This window comes from Psychrobacter sp. AntiMn-1, assembly GCF_001854065.1.
GTDB lineage: Bacteria > Pseudomonadota > Gammaproteobacteria > Pseudomonadales > Moraxellaceae > Psychrobacter > Psychrobacter pacificensis.
The window spans coordinates 927073-950862 of sequence record NZ_CP012969.1 but is presented as its reverse complement, the minus strand read 5'-3'; the positions used below and the strand labels follow the sequence as shown (position 1 = coordinate 950862).

Below are 23790 nucleotides of genomic sequence, written 5' to 3'. Positions count from 1 at the left end.
TTATTCATACCGATAAGTGATGTGACGATAAGATATTTATCTTTTGCGGTCATTATCAGTATCATCTTTTTATTGTTTTAGATTGTTTCTGACTTAGGAAGTTATATGCCCAACTGGCCACCAGACCCAAACAAACGTCCTGATAATTCGGCAAATCAGCCAACGCCAATGCAGCAACCAAACGCGCCGAGCGGACAAGAGTGGAAAGTACTGGAAAACACCTTATTAGCTAGTGTGGTTGAGCAGCGCCGTGCTCGTCGCTGGAGTATTTTCTTTAAACTGTTGACCTTTGGTTATATATTATTGATATTTTTGACCATAGGTCGCGGATGTAGTGGTTCGCCAACAGGTATGGATGCCGTTGATACTAGCTCGCCGCATTTGGCAGTGGTTGAGCTGCAAGGTGTGATCAGTAATGATGATGTGGCCAACGCTTACGATGTCAATGAGGCATTGACAGACGCTTTTGCAAATAGTAACTCTAAAGCGGTGGCGTTAGACATTAACTCACCTGGTGGCTCACCGGTACAGTCTGATGAAATTTGGCAGACTATGATGGATCTGCGTAAAGAATATCCCGATAAAAAGCTTTATGCTGTTATCGGTGATATTGGTGCTTCAGGTGCTTATTATATCGCCTCTGCCGCAGATGAGATCTATGTCAATCCATCGAGCTTGGTTGGTTCTATCGGTGTCATTATGCCAAGTTACAATGTCAAGGGCCTAATGGACAAGGTCGGCGTAGAAGATCGTACTATCACTGCGGGTGAGTACAAAGACATCTTGAGTTTGTCGCGCCCATTGACTGACTACGAAGAAAAACATGTCGAAGGTGTGCTTGCTAATACGCACAAGCATTTCATCAATGCCGTCAAAGAAGGCCGCGGTGATCGCTTGAAAAATCCTGAACAAAACAAACTGTTTTCAGGACTGTTTTGGACCGGTGAGCAATCTATCGAGTTAGGTTTGGCAGACAAAACGGGCAGTATTACAAGCCTCAGTAAACAATTGGATCTTGATACGATCATCAGCTATAGCCCAACCGATCCGTTCCAAATGTTTATGGATCGCTTTGCGGTACAATTGGGTGCAGGCATTGGCTCTAGCATGAGCCTTGATGGGTTTTTGCCCCAAGAAGAAGGTAATGCAAAAATGCGTTAAGCGTTTAATATTTTAGATATACTGTGTATGATTGTTGAGGCTGAGCATATAATTATGCTCAGCCTCAATTGTATATAATGCTAAAAACTACCTTAATATGAAAGACAGTTGAATTATTAAAAATAATATATAAACCATCCCACGAGAGCCTGTTATGAGTGATGAAATCAATTTGCAGACCTTTGCTGCGCTACCTGTCTCCAAGATAACAAAAAAGCCTGTGCTACATTTTGCCCATGCCAATGGCATGCCAAGTGCTGTCTATGAGCCGTTTTTTGCAGGATTGTCCGCATTTTTTACGATTGAATATATTGCCATGTTGGGTGACACGCCGGATTATCCCGTGGATAATCATTGGCGCAGTCTGACGCAGCAGGTGATCGATAGCGTAAAAACTGCCTGTGAGAAGCATAGCGTCAGTCAGGTGGTGGGCGTGGGTCATTCACTTGGCGCCATGTGTACCTTGCAAGCAGTGTACCGTGAGCCTAAGCTGTTTGCTCAAGCAGTGCTCATGGATCCGCCTTGGATTTATGGCAAAGTTAGCTTGTTATGGCATTTGGCAAAGACAGTAGATAAATTGCCTCTTACGAGTAAGCGTTTGATGGATAAATTGTCACCAGCGGGTATCTCTAAGCATCGCCGTGATGTGTGGGACAGCCGAGCAGATGCGTACGAAAAAATGCGGCACAAAGGATTTTTCAAAAACTTTGATGAGCGCAGCTTCCAAGGCTATATCGATCATGGCTTGCATGAGCGCGCGGATGGTAAAGTGACACTGGCCATTCCTAAAGCTAATGAAGTAGAAGTGTTTCGTACCAATCCTTCTTGGTATTGGCTGACGCCCAATCGTGGCCCCAAAGTGCCTGTTACCTTGATTATCGGTCAAGACAGTATCTTTTTGAAACGTCGGTTTCCCCAACAGATAAAGTCGCGCTTGGGCATACCTTATGAGACTCATGAAGGGGGGCATATGTTCCCACTTGAGCACCCAGAGTCTGTATCGCAGCAGGTACTAGAACTGATTAAGCGGCAACTATCAAAATAAAAGCAACGTATCGTTATGTAGGCTTGTGTCTAATACAAGCTGACAGCGTATTTTTTAAGTGACATATATATGCCAAAAAACGTGACAGCTTTACCGGATATCGCAACCTCGTCTGAGCGTCCGCCATTATTTTCACGCGTTGGTACATTTATGCTGACGGTAGGGATGGTGCTTGCGTTTTTTATCAGTCAATTGGTAGGCGTCTATATCGCTGGCAAGCTGGTATTACCTGCGACCAAAAATGCTTCGATGGGCGATATCTTCTTTTTTGGCAGTAACGATGGAACAGTCGTGAGCTTATCAATACTCATAGGCTGTGTGCTGCTGATGACAACCAGTGTTCTCATTATTCGTATAAAAGGCGGGGAATGGCGACAGTATTTAGCATTAAAGCCGTTTTCATTTACGGTAGGTATGGGCATGCTAGGATTGCTGTTGATATTTATGATAGTCAGTCAGGCGCTGACTTATATGCTGGATATGACGCCGCTGGTATTTGTCGACCCTCTATATCAGTCTGTTAGTTCAGTGTGGCTGCTGGTCTTTGCAATGGTCGTCGTTGCACCTATTTACGAAGAAGTGATCTTTCGTGGCATATTATGGTCAGCCATCAAAGAGCAGTTCACCGCACCGTCATACTCTGTGCAGCACGGTGCGATAGTAGCAAGTATCGTGACCAGTTTGATATTTGCCACTATCCATGTGCAGTATGGCATTTATGAAATCAGTACTATTGTGGTTTTGGCATTCATATTTTGTTATGCACGTATCAAGTCAGGGTCGCTATTACTGCCAATCGTACTACATATCGTTAATAATGGCGCAGCAATGTGGCAGTATCTTGCGCAAGCGGCGTAGATAACATGCTAGCCACGACAATGGCTAGCATGTGAATTCTATCAAGCCAGTTATATCAGCATTTAGCTATGCGTCAGGATTTAACAATAATACTTCATCGGCTGCTCGTTTAATGTCATCGAGCGTGAGCTGAGGTTTGCCGCTCAATGCTTGCCGCCATTTGCGTGCACCCATCAATCCTTGAAACAATCCTAGATAATGCCGTGTCATCGTGGGTAGTGCTTCGCCTTTGGCGATTTGTTCTTGTAGATAAGGGTAGAGCTGCTCTAAAATCTCTGAGCGCTTAGGTATTGTTTCGGGTGCTGCCTCGTTCCATAAGCTATTGGCCTCTGCTAATAGATACGGGTTGTGATAAAACGCCCGACCAATCATCACGCCATCGATATGTTGCAAATGCATTTTTATGTCTTCAATGGTATCAATACCGCCATTGATCTCAATATCAAGCTCAGGAAAGTCTTGTTTTAGACGATAGACATCCTCGTAGCGTAGCGGTGGTATCTCGCGGTTTTGCTTAGGACTCAGCCCTTGTAGCCACGCGGTACGTGCATGAACGATAAAACGCGTACAGCCAGCCGCCGCAACGGTCTGCACAAAATCCACCATAAACTCGTAACTGTCAAAATCATCGATACCGATACGGTGTTTGACCGTCACGGGGATATCGACTGCAGCTTGCATGTGCTTGACCAAGTCAGCCACCGTTTTTGGCTCTGCCATTAGACAGGCGCCTATCTTGTTGTGTTGCACACGATCAGAAGGGCAACCAACATTGATATTGACTTCATCATAGCCGTATTGCTGAGCAAATTCGGCGCATTGTGTCATCTCACTGATATCTGCTCCGCCAAGCTGCAATACCAGTGGATGCTCAAGTGTGTCAAAGCGTAGGTGACGTGCGCGGTTACCGTGTATCAATGCACCGGTGCTAATCATTTCGGTATACAGGTACGTGTGCGGGTTAAATAGTCGCGCAAAGTAACGATAGTCTGTCGTTGTCCAATCAATCATTGGCGCAACGGAGAGGCGTTTGTTGGTCATATCAACCATGGTTATCAAGCCTTAATATCTGTGTCTTAAACAAATGGATAAGGTGCAATGAGATATCTCATTGCACCTTAGTTTTAAACATCGTTCGAATTAGTGACTGATCTATTATTTATAAAATAACATGATCAATCTTTTTGAATTCAGGCAAATTATAGAAATAAAGCCCCATAATAATACCGATAGAGCCCACAAAGGCAATATATAGCGCTGGCGAGAAACTGATGAGTGTCGTGGCGTAACCAAGACCAAAGGGTATCAGCACACCCACGATACCGTAGGTAATATTATAACAAAAAGAAATGCCGGTGAGACGTACATTGGTCGGAAATAGCTGCACTAAAATGGCAGGGATCATGCCCATGATACCGGCACAGAACCCTAGCAATGCATACATGATTAAGATATAGTCGCCACCCGCCTGCAGATGATAAAAGAACGCCAGTGTTTGAGCGATAAGTAAAACAGAACCAATGACCAAAATTTTACCAAAGTTCTCATGGGTCGAGATCATGCCATAAAAGACACAGCCAAGAACCATAAATACGATGCCCAAGCTATGAGAAAAGCTAAACAAATCACTGTCTAAAGTAAAGTTGATTTCTATTAGTTCTGGCAGTAGTAGGACAATGACAGAGGTGATACTAGATATCACTATAGTCAGTACCATACTGACAAAGATAGAATGTTTGCAGCGCTTGAATAATACCGTAAATGGTCTACCTAGATTCTTACCAGTTTTTGGCTTATCTAACGCCAAGAAAAACGGAGTCTCTTTAACCAATCGCCATACCAACAATGGCAGACAGGTTAGTAAGGCGCCAACAAAAAACGGCAAACGCCAGCCATAATCAGTCAGCTGTACGGTGGTCATAAAGTCAGTCAGCCACAGAAAAAACGCATTAGAGAACAGTACACCTACCAAAAAGCTAGCCGTAACGTAGCTACAAGCCACTGACAAATACTGCCGAGGGACATGCTCCGCCACAAATACCCAAGATAGCGGTGTGTAAAGACCAAATGCCATACCTTGTATGATTCTCAGCAATATGAATAACGCAGGTGCAAGCGCACCCCACTGCGCATAAGTAGGCAGACACGCCATTGCGAGCAAGCTACCTGCCGTAACGATTATGCTCAGGAAAAAGGTCGGCTTTCGACCTTTGAGATCACCATAACGCCCGAACACAATACCACCAAATGGCCGAGCCAAATAACCAATGACAAACAGCCCCATTCCTTGCAGCTTAGCAACCGTAGGATCGTTATTAGCGGGGAAAATAGCAGCTGAGACAATGTCTGCAATGTACAAATAAATCAAGAAATCAAAAAAGATTACAGCGCTGACAAAGCTTACGAATATGACTGTATTTTTGTCTTTTTTAGACATCAGGGCGTATTGAGAACGAGTCGGCATAATAGATCACGCATCCACGGAGTAAAGTGGTCATTAAGACGATCATCGTTTAGATAATCGGCCATGATAAAAACCGGCAAATCAAAGTATATAAACAATGATTCGCCGGAACAGTAATTTTGTGTATTGTAATAAGAACTTTGATTACAGGATTTGGCTTTTAACAAAAGCAAAACTGCACATCCTGCAATTTTAGGGACTATTTAGAAAAGAGTTTACATATTACAGTAGCCAGTCAATGGGTAACCAAGACATAATAGTAAGCCAGATATGATCACTCATATCGACCCGTGGCTCTGACTCGTAAACGACTTCTTTGCCATCTTCCATGGTGTGCCACTCCAAGCTACCGTTGTCTAGCAGCTTAACTTCATAAGCTTGGTTTAGTAAATCATCACTCAGCGCCCCATGCAGCTGTCTTGCCAACTCATCATCATTGATGATGACGCCCATCTCAGTATTGATATTGGCAGAGCGAGGGTCAACGTTGTAGGAACCGATAAACACTTGATAGTCGTCTACCGCAAACGTTTTTGCATGTAGGCTGGTTGATGACTGACTGCGTGCACGCCAGAGTTTATTGTCACGTTTTTCTTCAGCTGCCGTTGATTTTAGCTCGTATATTTTTACGCCTGACCGCAGCAGGCTAGGGCGCCATTGACTATAACCAGAATGAACAGCGGTCACGTCGGTCGCATCAAATGAGTTGGTTAATATTTTGATATCAACGCCAGATTTGGCGAGCTTCACCAAAGTATCGACCCCATCTTTGGTCGGGACAAAATAAGACGAGATGATGGTCAGTTTTTTGGTTGGGCTACCGAGTAACGTACGCAGTTGATGCACCAAGTTGGTCTCAGATGAGACGCTTTTGGACAGCTTGCCAACATCGTCACTCAAAAACTGCATGTCTGTCCAACGAAATGGTACACGCTTGTTGATCAGATCAGTGTCTATCGTCGAGTCTTTGATGGCGGCTTTATAAACCGTCAAGCTACTGCCTTCGTTATTTTCCTCATCTATACCCAGCTTGTCTAATGCCTTCAAAAAATCAGGCGTGACGTCATCGTCGAACTTGGCTAAAGTTTCGATGTCAAACGACAGTGGCGATGACCAGTAACTGGCAAAGCTATTATCAATGTCTGCGACGACTTTACCAATCAGTAAAACATCCAAATCCGCAAACTGGCTGCTTTGATCGTTACTCATGTACTCATTACCGATATTACGTCCGCCGATAACGGTAATCTGTTTATCAAACGTCATGCTTTTATTGTGCATACGGCGATTGATACGCGGCAAACCTGTGACGTAGTTCAATGTTGAAAACTTACGGTGCATTAATGGGTTGATGATACGCACCGCGATATTAGGGTGGCTCGCAAAACGTAATAGGTGCTGATCAAACTTTGCACTGTTATTAAAATCATCCAACAACAAACGCACGATCACACCGCGCTCAGCCGCTTCCCACAAGTCTTTTAATAGCAGTTGGCCAGCCTGATCATTATGCCAAATATAATACTGCGCATCGATATTGCGCGTGGCCATACCTGTTAAGATACTACGGGCGGCAAACGCATTTGCCCCAGTGACGATCGGATGATAGCCTGACAGATCAGGATGAATCTCATTTTGTGCTGTGATGGCGGTCACTAGATCAGTATTGTTGGTTGTAGTCGCTGTATTTTGCTCAATCTTTGGGCTGTCTTCTTGTTGGTATAAAGCATTGACTCGCGCTGATAACGCTTGGCTCTCAGGTAGATGTGGCTGTTTGGGTAGGCTCTGGCAAGCGCTCAGACCTAAAGTCAGCCCAAGTGTCAGACTCAACGATAAGCTGCTTGGTTCTATACTGAACATCGACATAACGAATTTACCTTGATGAGCCTAAATATACTGATAAATAAAATGCATGGATAAGTAATTTACTGAAATTGTTCATCTATTTTTAAGGATGATAGCATTGATTGGACGGTCTATAAAAATATCACCAACGCCAAAATTCAAATCGTCGCTAAGCTTAGCAGCTGTTAGCATATCTGCCTATTATAAATACGTTATTTTTGTTAGGTTTGACGATTGAGTTTATCGTGATTTATTGTCGGTTAAGCGGTTAAGTCTGCATAATGGCTGTCATATTGAACATCCAGTTATTTTAATAGGCAAAATTAATAATTAGAAGTTATCTGAAACCAGATGTGTGGAATAAGTCGGCATGTTATGATAACGCTGATGAATTTGCTTAATAATCAAAAAAATAAGCAGTCCTTTTATACCAACCAAAACAAAGCAACGGAACGTCTATGAGTCAGTCGCAAACGAAAGATGAGAATAATTTGAACCAAAAAAACTCAAACGATGGGTTAGATCCAAACTGGCGTAACGATGCCTTAGATTTAGGATTAGATTACGGTATGCAAACTATCGCCGTGCGCGCAGGTCAGCATCGTACCGATGAGGGCGAGCATTCAGAGCCGATTTTTACGACCAGCTCTTATGTTTATCAATCAGCCGCTGATGCTGCGGCACATTTTGACGGTACAAAGACAGGAAACGTTTACTCTCGTCATACCAACCCAAGCGTCCGTACTTTTGAGCGTCGTCTCGCCGCGCTAGAAAACGGTGAACGTGCGGTTGCAACGGCCTCTGGTATGGGTGCAATCCTGACCATGTGCTTGGCATATCTAAAAGCGGGTGACCATCTGCTCGCTGCCAATCAGTTATTTGGCTCGTCTATTGGGCTGTTTAATAACTATATGGCCAAGTTTGGCGTTGAAGTTAGCTATGTTGATTGCTTTGACAATGAGGCATGGGCCAATGCCGTTCAACCAAACACCAAAGTGATCTATTGTGAAAGCCCAAGTAATCCACTGGCGCAGATTTGCGATATCGGTTATTTGAGCACGCTTTGCAAAGCCAATGACATACTACTGGTCGTTGATAACTGCTTTGCCACGCCAGCATTGCAGCGCCCTCTAGATTTGGGTGCCGATGTCGTTATTCACTCTGCGACCAAGTACTTAGACGGTCAGGGCCGAGTACTTGGCGGGGCGTTGGTTGGTAGTGACAAACTCATGCAAGAAGCGTTTACCGTAGTGCGCTCAGGCGGTATCAGCATGAGCCCGTTTAATGCTTGGGTATTTACCAAGGGGCTTGAAACGCTAAAACTCCGAATGCAAGCGCATTGTAACAATGCCAATCAAGTCGCAGAATTTTTGGTCAATCATCCTAATGTCAGTACCGTACATTTCTCCGGCCTAAGTGACCATCCTGCACATGAGCTCGCCACACGCCAGCATCATATGAAAGACGGTTACGGTGCTATCATGGGTTTTGAAGTCAAAGCATCTGACAGCCGCGATACGAAAGAAGCGGCTTGGCATGTGATTGACTCGACTCAAATGGTCTCTATCACCAACAACTTGGGCGATGCAAAAACCACGATTACGCATCCTGCGACGACCACGCATTTTCGCCTAACCCCTGAGGCGCGTGCTGAAGCTGGCGTGAAAGACGGTCTGATTCGTCTATCAGTCGGTTTGGAAGATGTCGAAGATATTATCAAAGATTTGGCGCGTGGTTTAGACAGTTTGTAAAGATAGCGGTATAATGCCGTCAGTATTTTATTTTACACTTTAAAGTATCCCATTTATTATTATAAGACAAAGAGGCAGCTATGAACATTCAAGCATTGATGCAACAAGCACAAACGATGCAAAAGAAAGTAGAAGCAAACGTTGAAAATGCTAAGAAAGAGCTTGCGAACAAAGAAGTTCAAGCAGAAGCGGGCAGTGGTCTGGTTAAAGTCACCATGACTGGTCGCCATGTGGTCAAGCGTTTGACCATCGATCCAAGTCTGCTAGAAGATGAGCCAGATATGATCGAAGATCTTATCGCTGCCGCTATCAATGATGCGGTGCGTCAAGCGGATGAGCTATACGAAGAAACCATGGCTGGCGCGACCTCAGGTATGGGTCTGCCACCAGGTATGCAAGGTATGTTCTAAGCATTAAATACTTTAGACTGAACACAAAAATGGGGTTGTTATCGGCACGATACGACCCCATTTTTATAGCTACGATTTATAAATTTAGTTAAATAAAGTCAACTAAAGGAAAGCCACTTTGCTTACAGCCAAATTTGATCAGCTGGTCAAACAGCTGCGTATATTGCCAGGCGTCGGTCAAAAAAGTGCCCAACGAATGGCGCTACATTTGCTTAGTAAAAAACGTCCGCAAGGCATGGCGCTTGCCCAAGCACTAGATGAAGCCATGCGCGATATCGTTGAATGTCAGCGCTGTCATAGCTTTAGTGATGAAGCGGTGTGTCCTCTATGCCAAGACCCTAGACGTGATGATGGGCTGCTGTGTGTGGTCGAGACAGCAGCAGATGTGATGGCAATCGAGCAAACGGCAGGGTATCGTGGTCGCTATTTTGTGCTTGGCGGACACTTATCCCCGATTGATGGAATCAGTGCAGATGACTTAAATATTGATCAGCTGGTATGGCGAGTCAAACAAGAGCCTGTTGAAGAGATTATACTGGCAACAGGTACGACGGTTGAAGGCCAGACCACCGCACATTTTATTAGCGAGGCCGTCAGTCGTCATGTCAATAAAGTCACACGTTTGGCACAAGGGATACCGATGGGCGGCGAGCTTGAGTATCTAGATAGTATGACGCTGGGTCAAGCCATGCAAAACCGCTCTTTTTTATAAGGTTTTGCTGACATCAAAGTCTTACCCATTTCATTTCGTGAAATTGTTATAATTGCTTTATTATTGTTCTCCTTTTTCATTTTATTAAGACGCAGTATCGCGTTTTATTTTCTCCTATTTATGCAGGTATCTGCCCGTGTCCAACAACGTTTCAAACGCTTCAGTCAAATCAAACCCTTCTGAGATTACTGATAACTCATCACAAAAAGCAGCTAATACTGAGATGACATCAGTGGCGACACCTTCGGAATCAAATGATGATGCACTGGATGTTGATGCAATTGATATCGATGCACTGTTGGATGTCGCTGATGCTGTTGATGTCACATGGGTGCGTGAGCAGCACCAATTGGCTGAGGTGATCAATGCCTTGGCAACTTGTGGCCGCGTCGCACTAGATACTGAGTTTATCAAACGCGACACTTACTATCCGCGTTTGGCACTCGTACAGTTAAATACGGGTAATCACGTGTATTTACTAGATGCGCCTGAGTTGCAACTGTCTGAGCTGTGGGAGGCCTTGCGCCAAGTCGATGTGGCCATCTGGCATGCTTGCGGCGAAGATTTAGGCATTTTTTATCTGCTATCTGGTTGTCCACCATTGACCAATATTTTTGATACGCAAATTGCGTTGTCTTATTTAACCGGTCAATTACAAATGGGCTATCAGCAGGCATTGGCAGATCAGCTAGATATGCATATCGATAAAGAGCACAGTCAGTCTGATTGGCTCCAGCGCCCGTTGACAGACGAGCAAGAGCAATATGCCATCGATGATGTGCGTTATTTGCCAGCGCTGTATCTCAGTATCGAACATGCGCTTAAGGCACAAGGCCTATACGATTACGTCTGGGCGGATTGTCAGCTCTACGCCAGTGATTTGTATGACTTGCAGCACGTCGAAGATGAAGCGATGTATCTGACGATGGCAGATTATCGCTATAACTCACAGCAAATGGCGATACTCAAAGGGATTGCGACGTGGCGAGAAGAGCTGGCACGTGCGACCAATCAGCCGCGTACGTTTATCATCAAAAAGCAAGCGGTACGCGAGATCGTCACTGAAAAACCAAACAGCATGCGTGAGCTGGCGCACAAAACGACGATGCACCGTAGTATGCTGCGTCTCTATGGTGAAGAGCTGCTTAAGATAATAAGAAACGCCAAAAACCTACCACCTGCCGAGCATCCAGCTTGTCTTGTGCCGCCATATCGCTCAAAAAACAAAATCCTGTCAAAAGCAGTGCAGCAAGCGATTGATGATCACGCTAAGGCTATCGGCATGCCTAGCAGCGTTTTAATGCGCAAAAAATGGCTAGGACAGTTGTATGAAGTGATTGCTCTTGATAAAAATCTCAGCGAACTGCCACAAGGTCTCAAAGGTTGGCGCAATGACTGGGTCGTCCAGACGTTGATTCCAGTGATCAGCAAGCATAAAACTGAATTGCAGCAAGGGATGGGTATTAGATAGCAAATACAGCCAACTCAAAAAATTGATGCCTAATTTCACATTGCTTGTTTTTTAAATCAATTTTTTTTAAATCAATCAATGGCAGCATCAATTTTCTCTCTATCGATAAATGGCCGTTTTGACAATCTTGCTTATACTTTTGCTCGGTCATATCTATTCCATTATTCGCTGTCATCTAGAGCATTTTAGGTATTAAAAATATGCCCTAGCGTTCAAACTCACCATTTTCTAAAAAGTAAATCACTTGCCGAGCCACTTCTTTATCGACCAGCATGCCTGTATGGGTCACAGGCAGTACGATATGGTCGTTGGCGCAGTCAAGACGTGTTTCGCTGACGTAAACTGTACCATCATGAGCACAGTTTTCTGTGGCTGCTGATTCGCTTTCTTTATTCAGTTTGCGATTATGATATTGCAAAAAAGGTTGTCCTAAGCCGCGCGGTTTATCGCCTGCAATCACGCCTATATGAATATGTTCAGGACAGGACGTCGCTGTACCATCGAGCGCATCAGCATAAGATCGTCCTACAATCAAAGGGCTCAAACGCCATACGTAATCCGCGCAAACACTTCCCACATGCGGCGTGCCCAGCGTGACGCAGCGCCCAATTTGCCACTTGGGATAATTGGCCAAAAAATCACGAATAATCAATCCACCCAAGCTATGACCGACCAAATCTATTGGCTGATCAGGGTTGTGGTTGGCACTCAGCCACTCATGTAGTCGCTGGCTGTTGGTTTTGATACCGTCGCGCATGCTGCGATAACTGTATTGATGGGTGGCAAAACCTTGTGCTTGTAAACGCTTCGCTAAGGGACGCATCATCCAAGTCGTTTGATGCAAACCATGTATCAAAATCACAAGGTTTTTTCGTGTAGGCGCTTTTTGTGCCATGTCTTTTTGTTGCATAACAATATCCAAATGAGTAGCATTATAAGATTTTTTATCGACGCTTGTTTATAAAAATGAGCGGATAGACAGACATCTTATATTAGCGCTTTAGGGGTAAGGGTTGTCAAATTATCTGAGTTTTTTCATTTCAATATTAGCTATTTTTTCGCTGTCAGGTTGTACTACTTATAGTGAATTCAGTATAAAAACGATACAGTGGGACTGGGATAAATTTTTCGCAGCATCGAGCAGCGTAGGCACAGCACGCAAGGAGAATTTAGACCAGTTCCACCTTGATATATCATGTATCTGTTTTATTTAGGATTGACTATATAGAGTAGATAGACCACTAATTGTTAAGGTAGAGATGCCAGAAATGATAGTGGTAAGCGAACCTGTGCCAGCTAAGACACCTCTGCAAATTGCTACTTGGTCCCCAACTAAATATGATGGTCGATTTACAGCGATGACAGCGGGATATTTGACAGTTATCAATAACTGCCTTGCTTTAACTAGAGATAATGAAGAAGTAATGACACAGGACAATACTCTTTTATTAGTATTAGCGAATACTTCCTTTTCGTGGGAGGCGGATAAAGAGATTATATTATTTGAAGGTAAGTCCTATAAGATCGGCGACGAGCTTTATCTAGGTGGTGTGGCGTTTACTTATCCCAATGCTAATATTACAGATCAGATAAAAGTGAACTGGATAGACTGTGGTTTGAATAAAGGATGGTTGGGCGGCTAAGTCTCATTGATAGTGTCAAAATTTAACAATGCGTGCATAAAATAAAACCGCCAAATCAGTCGCTGATTTGGCGGTTTTTTATAAAATAAACGAGCAGTTATCGAAAATGATCATTACATATAGTTTTCGATACTTGGGCAAGAACACATAAGGTTCTTGTCACCGTACGCATCATCGACGCGTGCCACACTTGGCCAGAACTTGTTTGCACGGATGTAAGGCAGTGGGAACGCAGCAGTCTCACGGCTGTATGGATGCGTCCATTCTTCATTAGTAATCATAGCAGCCGTATGCGGTGCATTGACCAATGGGTTGTCTTCTAGCGTCCAGTTGTCTTCGCCCGCTTTTGCTTTCATCGCTTCAGCTTTGATAGATTTCAGCGCACTGATAAAACGATCCAACTCCTCGACAGACTCAGACTCTGTGGGCTCAATCATCAGTGTGCCTGCGACTGGGAAGCTCATCGTTGGTGAGTGAAAACCGTAATCCATCAAGCGCTTAGCAATATCGCTTTCAGTGATGCCAGTCTCTTCTTTTAACGGACGAATATCGATGATACATTCGTGAGCCACGCGGCCGTTTTTACCTGTATATAATACAGGGTAGTGGTCTTTTAGCTGGGCGGCTACATAGTTAGCGTTTAGCAGGGCAAGCTCGGTTGCTTTTAGTAGGCCATCGCGGCCCATCATAGTGATATACATCCATGAGATAGGTAAGATGCTCGCTGAACCATAAGGCGCAGCCGATACCGCTGAGCAGTCTTTTTGCGCGTTATGCACAGGGCTTAGCGTATGGTTTGCCATGAATGGTGCCAAATGCGCCTTCATACCGATAGGACCCATACCTGGACCGCCGCCGCCATGCGGGATACAGAAGGTTTTGTGCAGGTTCATATGTAGTACATCAGCACCAACGTCTGCAGGCTGCATCATGCCTACCTGAGCATTCATGTTGGCGCCATCCATATAGACCTGACCACCGTGCTTGTGAGTCAAATCACAGATATGACGGATGCCTTCTTCAAACACGCCATGAGTCGATGGGTACGTGATCATTAAAGCGCCCAAACGCTCGCTGTGCTCTTCACACTTGGCGGTTAAATCCTCAATATCAACGTTGCCGTTTTCATCGGTTTTGACCACGACGACTTTCATACCCATCATCATGGCAGTAGCAGGGTTGGTACCGTGCGCTGACATTGGAATGAGGCACACATCGCGATCGGTTTCGCCCAATGACTCATGATAACGGCGAATCGCGAGCAGACCAGCATATTCACCAGAAGCGCCAGAGTTTGGCTGCATAGAGACATCATCAAAACCAGTGATGGCTTTTAATTGATCTTGTAAGCTATCGATCATCGCAATATAGCCTGTGACTTGGTCACGCGGTGCGAATGGATGCACATTGGCAAACTCAGGCCAAGTAATCGGTAGCATCTCACTGGTGGCATTCAACTTCATGGTGCAGCTGCCTAGTGAAATCATGCTGCGGTTCATCGCTAGATCTTTGTCTTCAAGCGACTTTAGGTAGCGTAGCATTTCATGCTCGGTATGATGCGAGTTGAATACTGGATGAGTCAAGATGTCATCCGTACGCAGGTGTGCGCTGTCAAGTGAGATGCGAGCGGTTTCAGGTAGATCGTGTGACTTGTTGACGAATAACTGAGTCAATACGCCAAAATCTTGCTGATCACTGGTTTCACTAAAGGCAACGCTCAATTTGGTGTCGCTTAGACGCCATAAGTTGTAGCCAACGTTGTCTGCATTTTTAAAGATTTGCGTAGCTAGCTTCTCTGAACCGCAATCAACCACGACTGTATCGAAGAATTGATCGTGTACCACGCTTAAGCTGCTGTCATTCGCTGCTGTGATAGCATCAGCGAAAGCAGTCGCAAAGGCATGAATACGAGTGGCGATGCGTTTGACGCCGCCTGGTCCATGATATACCGCATACATACCAGCGAGGTTAGCGAGCAATACTTGCGAGGTACAGATGTTTGAGTTGGCTTTTTCGCGGCGGATATGCTGCTCACGCGTCTGTAGCGCCATACGTAATGCGGTATTGCCCTGTGCGTCTTTAGATACGCCAATGATACGACCAGGCGCTGAGCGTTTTGCTTTATCAGAGAACGCAAAATAAGCGGCATGTGGACCACCAAAGCCCATTGGAATACCGAAACGCTGAGTACTACCTAGCGCTACGTCCGCACCCATGTCGGCTGGTGATTTTAATAACACCAAGCTCATGATGTCACTGACGACACTGACGTAAGTCTTGTTTTCTTTTACGGCCGCGATGACGTCTGTTAAGTCTTTAACGTCGCCTTCTACGCCAACATACTGGAATAGCGCGCCGAAATAGTCGCCAGATTTAGCCGTCTCAAAATCACCCACGACCACGTCCCAACCAAAGTATTTCGCACGAGTATTGATCACATCTAGCGTCTGTGGATAGACACGCTCATCGACGAAGTACTGCGTTGATTTGCTTTTACTCACACGCTTTGACATCGCCATTGCTTCTGCCGCTGCTGTTGCTTCATCAAGCAATGATGCACCAGCCAGCTCAAGACCAGTCAAATCGATACATACTTGTTGGAAGTTCAGCAATGCCTCTAAACGACCTTGAGCGATTTCTGCTTGGTAAGGCGTATAAGCGGTATACCAGCCTGGATTTTCAAGGACGTTGCGCTGAATGACGGCAGGCATACGAACAGGAGAGTAGCCTTGACCAATATAGCTTTTGTTAACAGTGATGTCGTCTGCCATCGTGCGTAGTTTGGCAAGTGCAGCATGCTCACTCATCGCTACTGGCAAGTCCAATTCTTTGTGCAAACGTACTGGCTCAGGCACAGTGTCATTGATAAAGCTTTGCATATCTTTATAACCAACAGCGCTGAGTAGGTCAGCTTGCTTGGTTTCGTTCGAACCTAAGTGGCGATAGACAAATTCAGCTTCGTTGAACAATCCTTGAAAGGTATCAAACGATGGGTTTTGAGAGATAGTCATAACAATCCTTGGTTAAGGGAGTAATAAACAAAATAGCAATTAAGAAAACATTGTGAGCAGTTAAGGAAACACTGTGAGCGGTACGTTATACGTAATGCACAAACTGTTTTTGATCAAATCGGAATTGGGTGTTGTAAACGCCATTATCAGCACGCTCACCTGCGCCAATCATCATAACGATATGATGGTCGTCGCTAAGATTGAGCAACGCTTTCATGGCAGGCTCATCAAAGCCGCCCATAGGACAGCTATCAAAACCATGAGCACGTAGAGCCAACATTAGGTTTTCGGCGGCAAGCGCGGTGTTATTGGTTGCCCAGTTTTTGGTGTCTTCAAAGGTATAGTAAGGCGATTTGAGAGGGCCTTTGACGCGTCTGACCACTTGCGTGGCGCCCCATTTTGCAGCCGAAACCACGTTGGCTGGGCCGCGCAAAAAGTCCATCGTAACGACTTTGTTATAGTAGTCTTTCACTTTCTTAGGGACTGGCTGATCAGGGTATTCGCGCAATATTTGCTGAGCATGCTCATGCCAGATGTCGGTGCGAGCAACGATAGCGATTAAGCGCGCCGATGTTTTTGCCGCGTTTTGGTTCATACAGTTTTTGATGGCGCGTTTGCGATTATCAGCATCATCGATAACATAAAACTCCCACGGCTGTAGGTTGCTAGAGTTTGGTGCTAGCATGGCCAAACGCAGACAGTCTGCCAGTACGTCGTCAGGGATGGGCGTGTCAGTAAAACGGCGCACGGAACGGCGTGATTCTACGATATCGCGAAAGGCTTGTAGCTGCGGTGTATGGTTTGGTGTGGCGATGGGGTCTTTATTATCGGTGTTGGTATTCATATTAGGATCCATGCTGAGAATTGGGTTATCAGTTTGCGTCGTTATTGATAGCACGTATTCATTGGAATTCGAAGAGGTGATCAATACGAGTCAATGAGATAACGCTTGAGAGCAATAACATCGGACGATAATGGTTTTTGGTGGTCTATATATAAAGCTGCTTTGTTATCAAAGGCGTCATCTATGAATCAACCTTGCTGATAAGAAAGGGGTATCAAATAGGAGATGTAGATACCCGCTTTTGCCAGTATCTACAAGTTTGGCTGCTATTTTGGTTTGGCTACTGTCTTTCTGCTATACAGAGGTGGTTATTATAATTCGCTTTCGTACTCGTCAGCGGTCATCAGTGCTTCATAGTCAGCGATGTTGTCAGGCTTCACTTTAAAGAACCAGCCTTCACCATATGGGTCAGAGTTGATGATTTCAGGATCATCTTCTAGTGCTTCGTTGATAGCGATGACTTCGCCTGAGATAGGCGCGTATACGTCAGAGGCGGCTTTTACTGATTCAACAACTGAGATTTCGTCGTCAACAGCGATAATATCGCCCACTTCTGGTAGCTCAACAAACACCACATCACCCAATAGGTCTTGAGCATGGTCAGTGATACCAACAGTGATCGTACCGTCGTCTTCTAGGCGCAGCCACTCGTGACTTGCAATATATTTTAGCTCTGCTGGGATGTTGCTCATGGTCTCTCTCCTAAATGATAGAGGTTAATTAACAAAAATAATGGAGGCTGGGCGTGTCGTCGTTTTTATCATTATGTCTAAAACGACAATGCGCTCTAATAATAAGATTTATAAGACCTACGAGTCAAACTGTTGCTTGCCGTTACGGACAAAAGGCAGCTTTAATACGCGTACATCGACGAATTTACCTTTGCCGCGTAGATCGACCTGTACGTGATCATCTTCTGATAAGCTGGCAGGCACGCGAGCAATCGCAATGGAGTTTTTTAGGCTAGGGGAGAATGTACCGCTGGTGATAAGGCCAGTTTGCTCATTGTTAGTGCCCTGATTGATAGTCACTGTCATGCCTTCACGCAATACGCCGCGCGTGGTCAATAGCAGACCTACTTGCTTCATAGCGGTGTTGTCTTCTTTTGCCTGCTTGCGTTTGCTGACCAAAGCGTCACGACCGACAAAGGCGCGATCGTCTTTTAGTGCAAGCGTCCAGCCCATATTGCACTCATAAGGGCTAACATTCTCATCCATGTCATGGCCATATAGGTTCATGCCCGCTTCCATACGCAAGGTATCACGTGCGCCAAGACCGGCAGGTTTGATGCCATTTGTTTTTAGCTGCTCAAAAAAAGCAGGGGCATCATCGGCATGCATAATGACTTCGACGCCATCTTCACCAGTATAGCCAGTACGAGCCACAAACCAATCGGTGCCTTCGATATCGGTCAAGTCAGCGCCAACGAAAGGTTTTAGCCCAGCTAAGGTATCTGCCCAGTTTGGTTTGGCTTGAGCCAGTTTCTCAATAGCATTTGGCCCTTGAACGGCGAGCATGGCAAGCTCAGGACGCTCGGTAATCGCAATATCAAAGCCTTCAGCGACTTTATTAAACTGTGCTAAGTCTTTGTCACGAGTGGCTGCATTGGAGACGATACGGTACTCAGTTTCCTCTGCATTCATCAGATAGACGATCAAATCATCGATGACGCCGCCTTGCTCATTGAGCATGCCAGAGTACAGCGCTTTACCAGCGGTAGTGAGTTTGTTGACATCATTTGCGAGTAGTTTTTGGAGCCATGCTTTAGTATCTGCGCCTTTGATATCTGTGACAACCATATGTGAGACATCAAACATACCGGCATCTGTCCGTACCGCGTCGTGCTCTTCGATTTGTGAACCGTAATGAATTGGCAATTCCCAACCAGAAAAATCGACCAATTTGCCCTCACTATCAAGATGAGACTGGTAAAAAGGGGTGCGCTTAGGGGTTTGGGTGTTGCTAGAGTCTTGAGAGTGGGTATCAGTCATAACAAATCCTTATGTGTACATCAGTCGTACTCGATAGAGTAGAGTGGTGTGCAACGTAAAAGTAGCGAGAAGCAATATTGCAAGGCGCAATATTACATCAAAGGGTGACACAGAAAGCAAAGATAAAGACGTAGGCCAAACAGACGCTGAACGTCGGTTTAAGCTAAAGCCCTATCTGTCCTGTGACCTGAGATTTTCAACACGCCTCATTTGTGAGCAATTATATAAAGCTCCAATGAATGATTGCGTATTTTCTCCCCTTCGGTGGGTAAGACGTCGTCCGTTCTTACCACTCTCCAGATTTGTTATGTCTGACGTTTGATAAAGTAGTGCGCTATGAGCGTGATGCTAGCAAACACTACCAAACAACAGTGACATGTGTTTTTCAGTCCTTTTACCTGAGCGATTGGCAGGGTGGATGCGCCTTCGGTGGTCGTATGGCAGTTGTCAGTTTGTATCACCAATAGGGTTTGATACAAAATCTGTGCCGACAGACTCTCTCCTGAAAAACGCTTTTATTATGAAAGGTTCAAAGCGCTTTTACAAGTCATCACCGCCATTAAAACAAATAAATTTGGCAAAAATGTGTGCTCATTAGGACATTTGCTCACCAAAGACGCTTAGCAAGATAGTGTTTTTTATCTCTATCAGCCGTTTTGAGAATCAATAAAATGATGTATGGGCGCAAAAATTACCATAGCAACACGCAAAGCGACTACTGGTGTTTGCCTGAAATATGCTAACCTACGACCATAGTTTCTGATAGGTGGTTTTTATGCATTGCGATATTTATAAATTTCCCAAACATGACGACATGTATGTATATATTGCGCGCCCTGAATATCCTGATGATACCGATGAGATCAAAGATTGGCTTGGCGTACTGCCAAAGGACTTTCGTGCAGGGTTGGGCCGTAGCCAGTTTGTCATGCATCTTGATTTGGCGGCGACGCCCACTCTGGCGCGTGTTGATAAAGAAGAAGTACTGGCAAAGCTAGCGTCCCAAGGTTATTTTGTGCAGATGCCACCGCAAGATGTCATGCGCCGCCAAGCAGAGCTACGCGCTCGTGAAGCGCAGGACAATATCTACGACTAGATACATTTTACCACTAGATAACATTGACGATTGGTACGCTTATTGATAAGACGGTTGTGGCAAGATGATTGAGAGAATGGTCTTTACAATGCCATGGACAAAACACTCATGACACATTTGGTCACATGCATTTGGGTAGAAAGTCGTGATAAACTGACACCCCATGACATCCACATAAAAAAATACAGATAGAAACGCACATGATGTGTGCATCGATACTGTATTTGATCTTATTTTGGTACGACAGAACGCACCATACACTGCTAGGCACATAACGTGTCAACGGTGATAAACGCAGGTAGTGAAACACGTATGGATTGGTTAAAAAATATTTTGCACAGCTTACCATTAGAATCTATTAGTGACATTCTCGGTGAGATTGCTATTTGGTGGGGCCAAATGGTGAAAGATGTACCGCCCGCCGATTTGCCAATGTATGCGTATCTTGGTGGTTCCATTTTGGTATTGGTGTTATGGTTGCTAGTCGCTCGCATATTGCCAAAACCACTGGGCGGTATGAGTTGGATGATACTGTTTGCAGTGTTATTGGCACCCGGCACAGCGCTTGGTGACTCTAGTGAAATTGCACCAGCCAGTATCAGCGTCGTCTACGCTGTTATGATGAAGGACTTTGCAGGCGCGATTGCCAATATGCTGCCAATATTGGTGGTACTGGTCATCGGTTTGTTTATCGGTTTTATGTGGCAGCTGATACGCGGCGCATTCGCATCGAGCTTGGACAAAGCCCGCAGCCGTACGGCAGAGGATACGCAAGCGACAATGCAACTGACGACCGGCAGTTATTTGGCAGAAGGTTCTACGTTGACTGAGCAGTCTGATGATACGGCCCTAGCCGCTAAGCCTGAGAGCAGTAATACTAAAAGTCATGTTGACTTAAAAAAACAGAATGGCTTGTCTAAGAATACTGATGCTGACAATCGCTAAAACGCTGAAGTCTGTTTGTACGGTGTAATAAATAAGCAGGCGAGCCAGTAAAGTAATCGAGTAATGATAAAAAAAGACACCCATGCGTGTCTTTTTTTATGCCAAATCGTCTGGCAACCTTATGAATTATTGAGAATTATGAGAGGCACCCAACCATTGCTCACAAAGGCGAACGCATGAGTATTTTGGCAATGCCTCAGGCTGTGCTAATCTAATTTATCTTTTATTCATTATCAAATTTTTAGTTCTACTTATTTATAACCATATATTCATAACAATTTATCTATAACAACAATCGAGACCTGATTATGAACAAGCAAACCTTTACCGGCACTCAAAATTATATCGCCACAGACGATTTACAACTGGCAGTGAATGCGGCCATGACATTACAAAAGCCGCTCCTTATCAAAGGTGAACCTGGTACGGGCAAAACCTTACTTGCCGAAGAGGTTGCTGAGAGTCTAGGGATGCCACTGATTACGTGGCACATCAAGTCGACGACTAAAGCCGAGCAGGGTTTATACGAGTACGATGCGGTATCGCGCCTACGTGACTCGCAGTTGGGTGATGACAAGGTTTATGAGATTGGCAATTACATCAAGCCGGGCAAGCTGTGGGATGCCTTCACTAGCACCGAGCGCAGCGTACTACTAATCGATGAGATCGATAAAGCCGATATCGAGTTCCCTAATGACTTGCTGCATGAGCTCGATAAGATGTCGTTTTATGTGTATGAGACGGGCGAGACCATTACCGCCGCGCAGCGTCCAGTAGTAATCATTACATCAAACAATGAAAAAGAGCTGCCCGATGCGTTTTTGCGTCGTTGCTTCTTCCATTACATCGACTTTCCAGAAGAGCAAACCATGCGCCAAATCATAGAGGTGCATTTCCCCGATATTCAGGAAAAATTGGTCAACGACGCGTTGGATATATTCTACAAGCTGCGCAATATCCAAGGCCTTAAAAAACCACCATCAACGTCTGAATTGGTCGATTGGTTGACGTTATTGCTCGCTGATGACATGGCGCAGGATGAGTTAGAAGAAAACTTACGCGGCGAAAAATCCATTCCGCCATTATACGGTGCATTGCTGAAAAACGAAGCCGATGTGAATTTACTACAGCGTTTTGCCAATATGATGCGTCGTTAAGCGCGTCTAAGTGTTCAGTGCTTTTTTTGTTTTACGTCAATCAGTGGTGCGTCTCTTATGTTCATAAAACTATTCTATACCTTGCGGACTTACGGCGTACCAGTCAGTACGCGTGAGCTGCTTGATCTTAATGCCGCGTTAGATAAGGGCCTGATGATGCAGCCGCATCCTGAAGATCCAGCACTGGCGACTTTTGCGAGCCGTGAGGATATGTATCGGCTGATTCGGCTGTGCATGGTCAAAGACGAGCGCCATTTTGATAAATTTGATCGGGCAATGGCAGACTATTTTGAAGGGGTGGATAGCCTTGATATGGATGCGCTGTTGGCTAAGCTGACCGATGTGCCTAAAGAATGGCTCGATCTAAAGCTCGATCCAAAAAACTTAACCGAAGAGCAAAGACGCCTGCTCAAAAAATACGGCTCGCTTGAGGAGCTGATGAAAGCGTTAGAGGAGCGGTTACAAGAGCAAAAAGAGCGTCACCAAGGTGGTAGTAAATGGGTGGGGACAGGTGGCACCTCGCCATTTGGTGCTTATGGCGACCATCCAGAAGGGGTGCGCGTCGGCGGTGAATCGCGTAAACGTAGCGCGGCGAAAGTCTGGGAGCAGCGTAAATATCGCAATCTTGATGATGATAATCAACTTGGTACCCGCCAAATCCAAATGGCACTACGCAACCTACGTCAGTTTGCGCGCACAGGCAGCGCTGACGAGCTCGATATTCATGAGACCATTAAACGTACTGCCAAAAAGGGCGTGCTTGACATACATATGCAAGCCGAGCGCCGCAACCGTGTCAAAGTATTAATGCTATTTGACGTAGGCGGTAGTATGGATATCCATGTTGAAGCACTTGAGAAATTGTTCTCTGCGGCAAAGAATGAATTTAAAACATTAGAGTTCTTTTATTTTCATAACTGCCTATATGACTATGTATGGAAAGACAATAATCGTCGCCATAGCGCACTGATGCCAACGTTTGAGCTACTCAATAAATATGGGCGCGAGTATCGCGTCATCTTCGTCGGTGATGCATCGATGTCGCCCTATGAGCTGATGACCGTGGGCGGTAGTGTCGAGTATATGAACAATGAAGCCGGTATTGTATGGCTAAGGCGTGTACTTGATCATTTTGATAAAGTGGCGTGGCTCAATCCTGAAACCCCAAGCTATTGGCAGTACACGCAAACCATCGTTGAGATCAAAAAGCTATTCGAAGATAAGATGTATCCGATGACCTTGCATGGTGTTGAGGAAATGACCCAGTACATGGCGCGGTAGTATTAGTCTACATTGGACGAGTAATATGAAAAAAGCACTTAAGACGATGTGATCGTTTTAAGTGCTTTTTTATGTTAATTTAAATGCTTTTTTATGTTAAGTAGT

General features: G+C 45.0%; 21 protein-coding genes and 2 riboswitches. Of the genes, 12 read left to right on the top strand and 9 right to left on the bottom strand.

Translation table 11 applies throughout. The features are described 5' to 3' along the window. Positions 1 to 105 precede the first annotated feature (105 nt). The 3 genes from sppA to AOT82_RS03850 all read left to right on the top strand — a co-directional run bounded on the left by sppA (position 106) and on the right by AOT82_RS03850 (position 3064). Positions 106 to 1161: a signal peptide peptidase SppA gene (sppA, locus tag AOT82_RS03860; protein WP_071001891.1), complete on the top strand. Its 1056-nt coding sequence runs from the start codon at positions 106 to 108 to the stop codon at positions 1159 to 1161. A 154-nt stretch (positions 1162 to 1315) separates the two neighbouring features. Continuing rightward, complete coding sequence (locus AOT82_RS03855; protein ID WP_071001890.1) at positions 1316 to 2206, top strand: alpha/beta fold hydrolase; 891 nt, start codon at positions 1316 to 1318, stop codon at positions 2204 to 2206. 69 nt (positions 2207 to 2275) lie between these two features. Continuing rightward, complete coding sequence (locus AOT82_RS03850; protein ID WP_071001889.1) at positions 2276 to 3064, top strand: CPBP family intramembrane glutamic endopeptidase; 789 nt, start codon at positions 2276 to 2278, stop codon at positions 3062 to 3064. A 66-nt stretch (positions 3065 to 3130) separates the two neighbouring features. Here AOT82_RS03850 and dusA read toward each other — a convergent pair whose 3' ends face one another. From dusA to AOT82_RS03835, 3 genes are all read right to left on the bottom strand, one after another. After that, a complete protein-coding gene (gene dusA, locus AOT82_RS03845; protein ID WP_071001888.1) occupies positions 3131 to 4114 on the bottom strand; it encodes a tRNA dihydrouridine(20/20a) synthase DusA in 984 nt (327 codons plus the stop codon). Between the two features lie 109 nt (positions 4115 to 4223). Then, positions 4224 to 5528, bottom strand: coding sequence for an MFS transporter (locus AOT82_RS03840; protein ID WP_071001887.1), 1305 nt, complete (start codon positions 5526 to 5528; stop codon positions 4224 to 4226). Between the two features lie 222 nt (positions 5529 to 5750). Further along, positions 5751 to 7394 (bottom strand): phospholipase D family protein, encoded by a 1644-nt coding sequence (locus tag AOT82_RS03835; protein WP_071001886.1) that lies wholly within the window; start codon positions 7392 to 7394, stop codon positions 5751 to 5753. A 437-nt stretch (positions 7395 to 7831) separates the two neighbouring features. On the opposite strand from AOT82_RS03835, the gene AOT82_RS03830 reads away from it, so the two are divergent. The 4 genes from AOT82_RS03830 to AOT82_RS03815 all read left to right on the top strand — a co-directional run bounded on the left by AOT82_RS03830 (position 7832) and on the right by AOT82_RS03815 (position 11717). Beyond that, positions 7832 to 9124 carry an O-succinylhomoserine sulfhydrylase gene (locus AOT82_RS03830; protein WP_071001885.1) on the top strand — a complete coding sequence of 431 codons (1293 nt, stop codon included), beginning with the start codon at positions 7832 to 7834 and terminating at the stop codon, positions 9122 to 9124. A gap of 80 nt (positions 9125 to 9204) precedes the next feature. Further along, complete coding sequence (locus AOT82_RS03825) at positions 9205 to 9534, top strand: YbaB/EbfC family nucleoid-associated protein (RefSeq protein ID WP_025651278.1); 330 nt, start codon at positions 9205 to 9207, stop codon at positions 9532 to 9534. Between the two features lie 118 nt (positions 9535 to 9652). Continuing rightward, positions 9653 to 10246, top strand: a complete 594-nt coding sequence (gene recR / locus AOT82_RS03820) for a recombination mediator RecR (RefSeq protein ID WP_071001884.1) — start codon at positions 9653 to 9655, stop codon at positions 10244 to 10246. Positions 10247 to 10382: 136 nt separating this feature from the next. Then, positions 10383 to 11717 (top strand): ribonuclease D, encoded by a 1335-nt coding sequence (locus AOT82_RS03815; RefSeq protein WP_335725902.1) that lies wholly within the window; start codon positions 10383 to 10385, stop codon positions 11715 to 11717. On the opposite strand, the gene AOT82_RS13800 is transcribed toward AOT82_RS03815, so the two are convergent. Then, positions 11710 to 11868, bottom strand: a complete 159-nt coding sequence (locus AOT82_RS13800; protein ID WP_156770969.1) for a hypothetical protein — start codon at positions 11866 to 11868, stop codon at positions 11710 to 11712. The genes AOT82_RS03815 and AOT82_RS13800 overlap by 8 nt on opposite strands. Before the next feature lie 54 nt (positions 11869 to 11922). Further along, positions 11923 to 12627 carry a lipase family alpha/beta hydrolase gene (locus AOT82_RS03810; protein ID WP_227517178.1) on the bottom strand — a complete coding sequence of 235 codons (705 nt, stop codon included), beginning with the start codon at positions 12625 to 12627 and terminating at the stop codon, positions 11923 to 11925. Positions 12628 to 12976: 349 nt separating this feature from the next. Between AOT82_RS03810 and AOT82_RS03805 the strand changes: the two genes are divergently transcribed. Then, on the top strand, positions 12977 to 13360 hold the full coding sequence (locus tag AOT82_RS03805) for a hypothetical protein (RefSeq protein ID WP_071001883.1): 384 nt from the start codon (positions 12977 to 12979) through the stop codon (positions 13358 to 13360). A 113-nt stretch (positions 13361 to 13473) separates the two neighbouring features. On the opposite strand, the gene gcvP is transcribed toward AOT82_RS03805, so the two are convergent. The 4 genes from gcvP to gcvT form a co-directional block, all read right to left on the bottom strand. After that, on the bottom strand, positions 13474 to 16371 hold the full coding sequence (gene gcvP, locus AOT82_RS03800) for an aminomethyl-transferring glycine dehydrogenase (RefSeq protein WP_071001882.1): 2898 nt from the start codon (positions 16369 to 16371) through the stop codon (positions 13474 to 13476). Positions 16372 to 16456: 85 nt separating this feature from the next. Beyond that, positions 16457 to 17215, bottom strand: coding sequence for a nitroreductase family protein (locus AOT82_RS03795; protein ID WP_156770968.1), 759 nt, complete (start codon positions 17213 to 17215; stop codon positions 16457 to 16459). Positions 17216 to 17526: 311 nt separating this feature from the next. Beyond that, positions 17527 to 17907 (bottom strand): glycine cleavage system protein GcvH, encoded by a 381-nt coding sequence (gene gcvH, locus AOT82_RS03790; protein WP_071001880.1) that lies wholly within the window; start codon positions 17905 to 17907, stop codon positions 17527 to 17529. 117 nt (positions 17908 to 18024) lie between these two features. Next, complete coding sequence (gene gcvT, locus AOT82_RS03785; protein WP_071001879.1) at positions 18025 to 19206, bottom strand: glycine cleavage system aminomethyltransferase GcvT; 1182 nt, start codon at positions 19204 to 19206, stop codon at positions 18025 to 18027. Between the two features lie 165 nt (positions 19207 to 19371). Continuing rightward, a riboswitch (glycine riboswitch) is annotated at positions 19372 to 19516 on the bottom strand. Between the two features lie 66 nt (positions 19517 to 19582). Beyond that, positions 19583 to 19721: riboswitch (glycine riboswitch) on the bottom strand. 260 nt (positions 19722 to 19981) lie between these two features. On the opposite strand from gcvT, the gene AOT82_RS03780 reads away from it, so the two are divergent. The 4 genes from AOT82_RS03780 (at position 19982) to AOT82_RS03765 (ending at position 23685) form a co-directional block, all read left to right on the top strand. Next, a complete protein-coding gene (locus AOT82_RS03780) occupies positions 19982 to 20302 on the top strand; it encodes a YcgL domain-containing protein (RefSeq protein WP_071001878.1) in 321 nt (106 codons plus the stop codon). 312 nt (positions 20303 to 20614) lie between these two features. After that, the gene (locus AOT82_RS03775; protein WP_071003642.1) at positions 20615 to 21247 is read left to right on the top strand and encodes a hypothetical protein; all 633 of its coding nucleotides are present in this window, start codon (positions 20615 to 20617) and stop codon (positions 21245 to 21247) included. A gap of 308 nt (positions 21248 to 21555) precedes the next feature. After that, positions 21556 to 22404: an AAA family ATPase gene (locus AOT82_RS03770; RefSeq protein WP_071001877.1), complete on the top strand. Its 849-nt coding sequence runs from the start codon at positions 21556 to 21558 to the stop codon at positions 22402 to 22404. Between the two features lie 57 nt (positions 22405 to 22461). Beyond that, complete coding sequence (locus AOT82_RS03765) at positions 22462 to 23685, top strand: vWA domain-containing protein (RefSeq protein ID WP_071001876.1); 1224 nt, start codon at positions 22462 to 22464, stop codon at positions 23683 to 23685. Positions 23686 to 23790: the final 105 nt, after the last annotated feature.

What these genes read in the sequence shown, in the direction of transcription:
- AOT82_RS13800 (WP_156770969.1), bottom strand. Translation starts at nt 11,868, where the DNA reads ATGACCGAGCAAAAGTATAAGCAAGATTGTCAAAACGGCCATTTATCG.
- AOT82_RS03765 (WP_071001876.1), top strand. Translation starts at nt 22,462, where the DNA reads ATGTTCATAAAACTATTCTATACCTTGCGGACTTACGGCGTACCAGTC.
- sppA (WP_071001891.1), top strand. Translation starts at nt 106, where the DNA reads ATGCCCAACTGGCCACCAGACCCAAACAAACGTCCTGATAATTCGGCA.
- AOT82_RS03835 (WP_071001886.1), bottom strand. Translation starts at nt 7,394, where the DNA reads ATGTCGATGTTCAGTATAGAACCAAGCAGCTTATCGTTGAGTCTGACA.
- AOT82_RS03795 (WP_156770968.1), bottom strand. Translation starts at nt 17,215, where the DNA reads ATGAATACCAACACCGATAATAAAGACCCCATCGCCACACCAAACCAT.
- gcvH (WP_071001880.1), bottom strand. Translation starts at nt 17,907, where the DNA reads ATGAGCAACATCCCAGCAGAGCTAAAATATATTGCAAGTCACGAGTGG.
- AOT82_RS03805 (WP_071001883.1), top strand. Translation starts at nt 12,977, where the DNA reads ATGCCAGAAATGATAGTGGTAAGCGAACCTGTGCCAGCTAAGACACCT.
- gcvP (WP_071001882.1), bottom strand. Translation starts at nt 16,371, where the DNA reads ATGACTATCTCTCAAAACCCATCGTTTGATACCTTTCAAGGATTGTTC.
- AOT82_RS03810 (WP_227517178.1), bottom strand. Translation starts at nt 12,627, where the DNA reads ATGCAACAAAAAGACATGGCACAAAAAGCGCCTACACGAAAAAACCTT.
- AOT82_RS03770 (WP_071001877.1), top strand. Translation starts at nt 21,556, where the DNA reads ATGAACAAGCAAACCTTTACCGGCACTCAAAATTATATCGCCACAGAC.
- AOT82_RS03840 (WP_071001887.1), bottom strand. Translation starts at nt 5,528, where the DNA reads ATGCCGACTCGTTCTCAATACGCCCTGATGTCTAAAAAAGACAAAAAT.
- gcvT (WP_071001879.1), bottom strand. Translation starts at nt 19,206, where the DNA reads ATGACTGATACCCACTCTCAAGACTCTAGCAACACCCAAACCCCTAAG.
- dusA (WP_071001888.1), bottom strand. Translation starts at nt 4,114, where the DNA reads ATGGTTGATATGACCAACAAACGCCTCTCCGTTGCGCCAATGATTGAT.
- AOT82_RS03780 (WP_071001878.1), top strand. Translation starts at nt 19,982, where the DNA reads ATGCATTGCGATATTTATAAATTTCCCAAACATGACGACATGTATGTA.
- AOT82_RS03855 (WP_071001890.1), top strand. Translation starts at nt 1,316, where the DNA reads ATGAGTGATGAAATCAATTTGCAGACCTTTGCTGCGCTACCTGTCTCC.
- AOT82_RS03825 (WP_025651278.1), top strand. Translation starts at nt 9,205, where the DNA reads ATGAACATTCAAGCATTGATGCAACAAGCACAAACGATGCAAAAGAAA.
- AOT82_RS03775 (WP_071003642.1), top strand. Translation starts at nt 20,615, where the DNA reads ATGGATTGGTTAAAAAATATTTTGCACAGCTTACCATTAGAATCTATT.
- AOT82_RS03850 (WP_071001889.1), top strand. Translation starts at nt 2,276, where the DNA reads ATGCCAAAAAACGTGACAGCTTTACCGGATATCGCAACCTCGTCTGAG.
- AOT82_RS03830 (WP_071001885.1), top strand. Translation starts at nt 7,832, where the DNA reads ATGAGTCAGTCGCAAACGAAAGATGAGAATAATTTGAACCAAAAAAAC.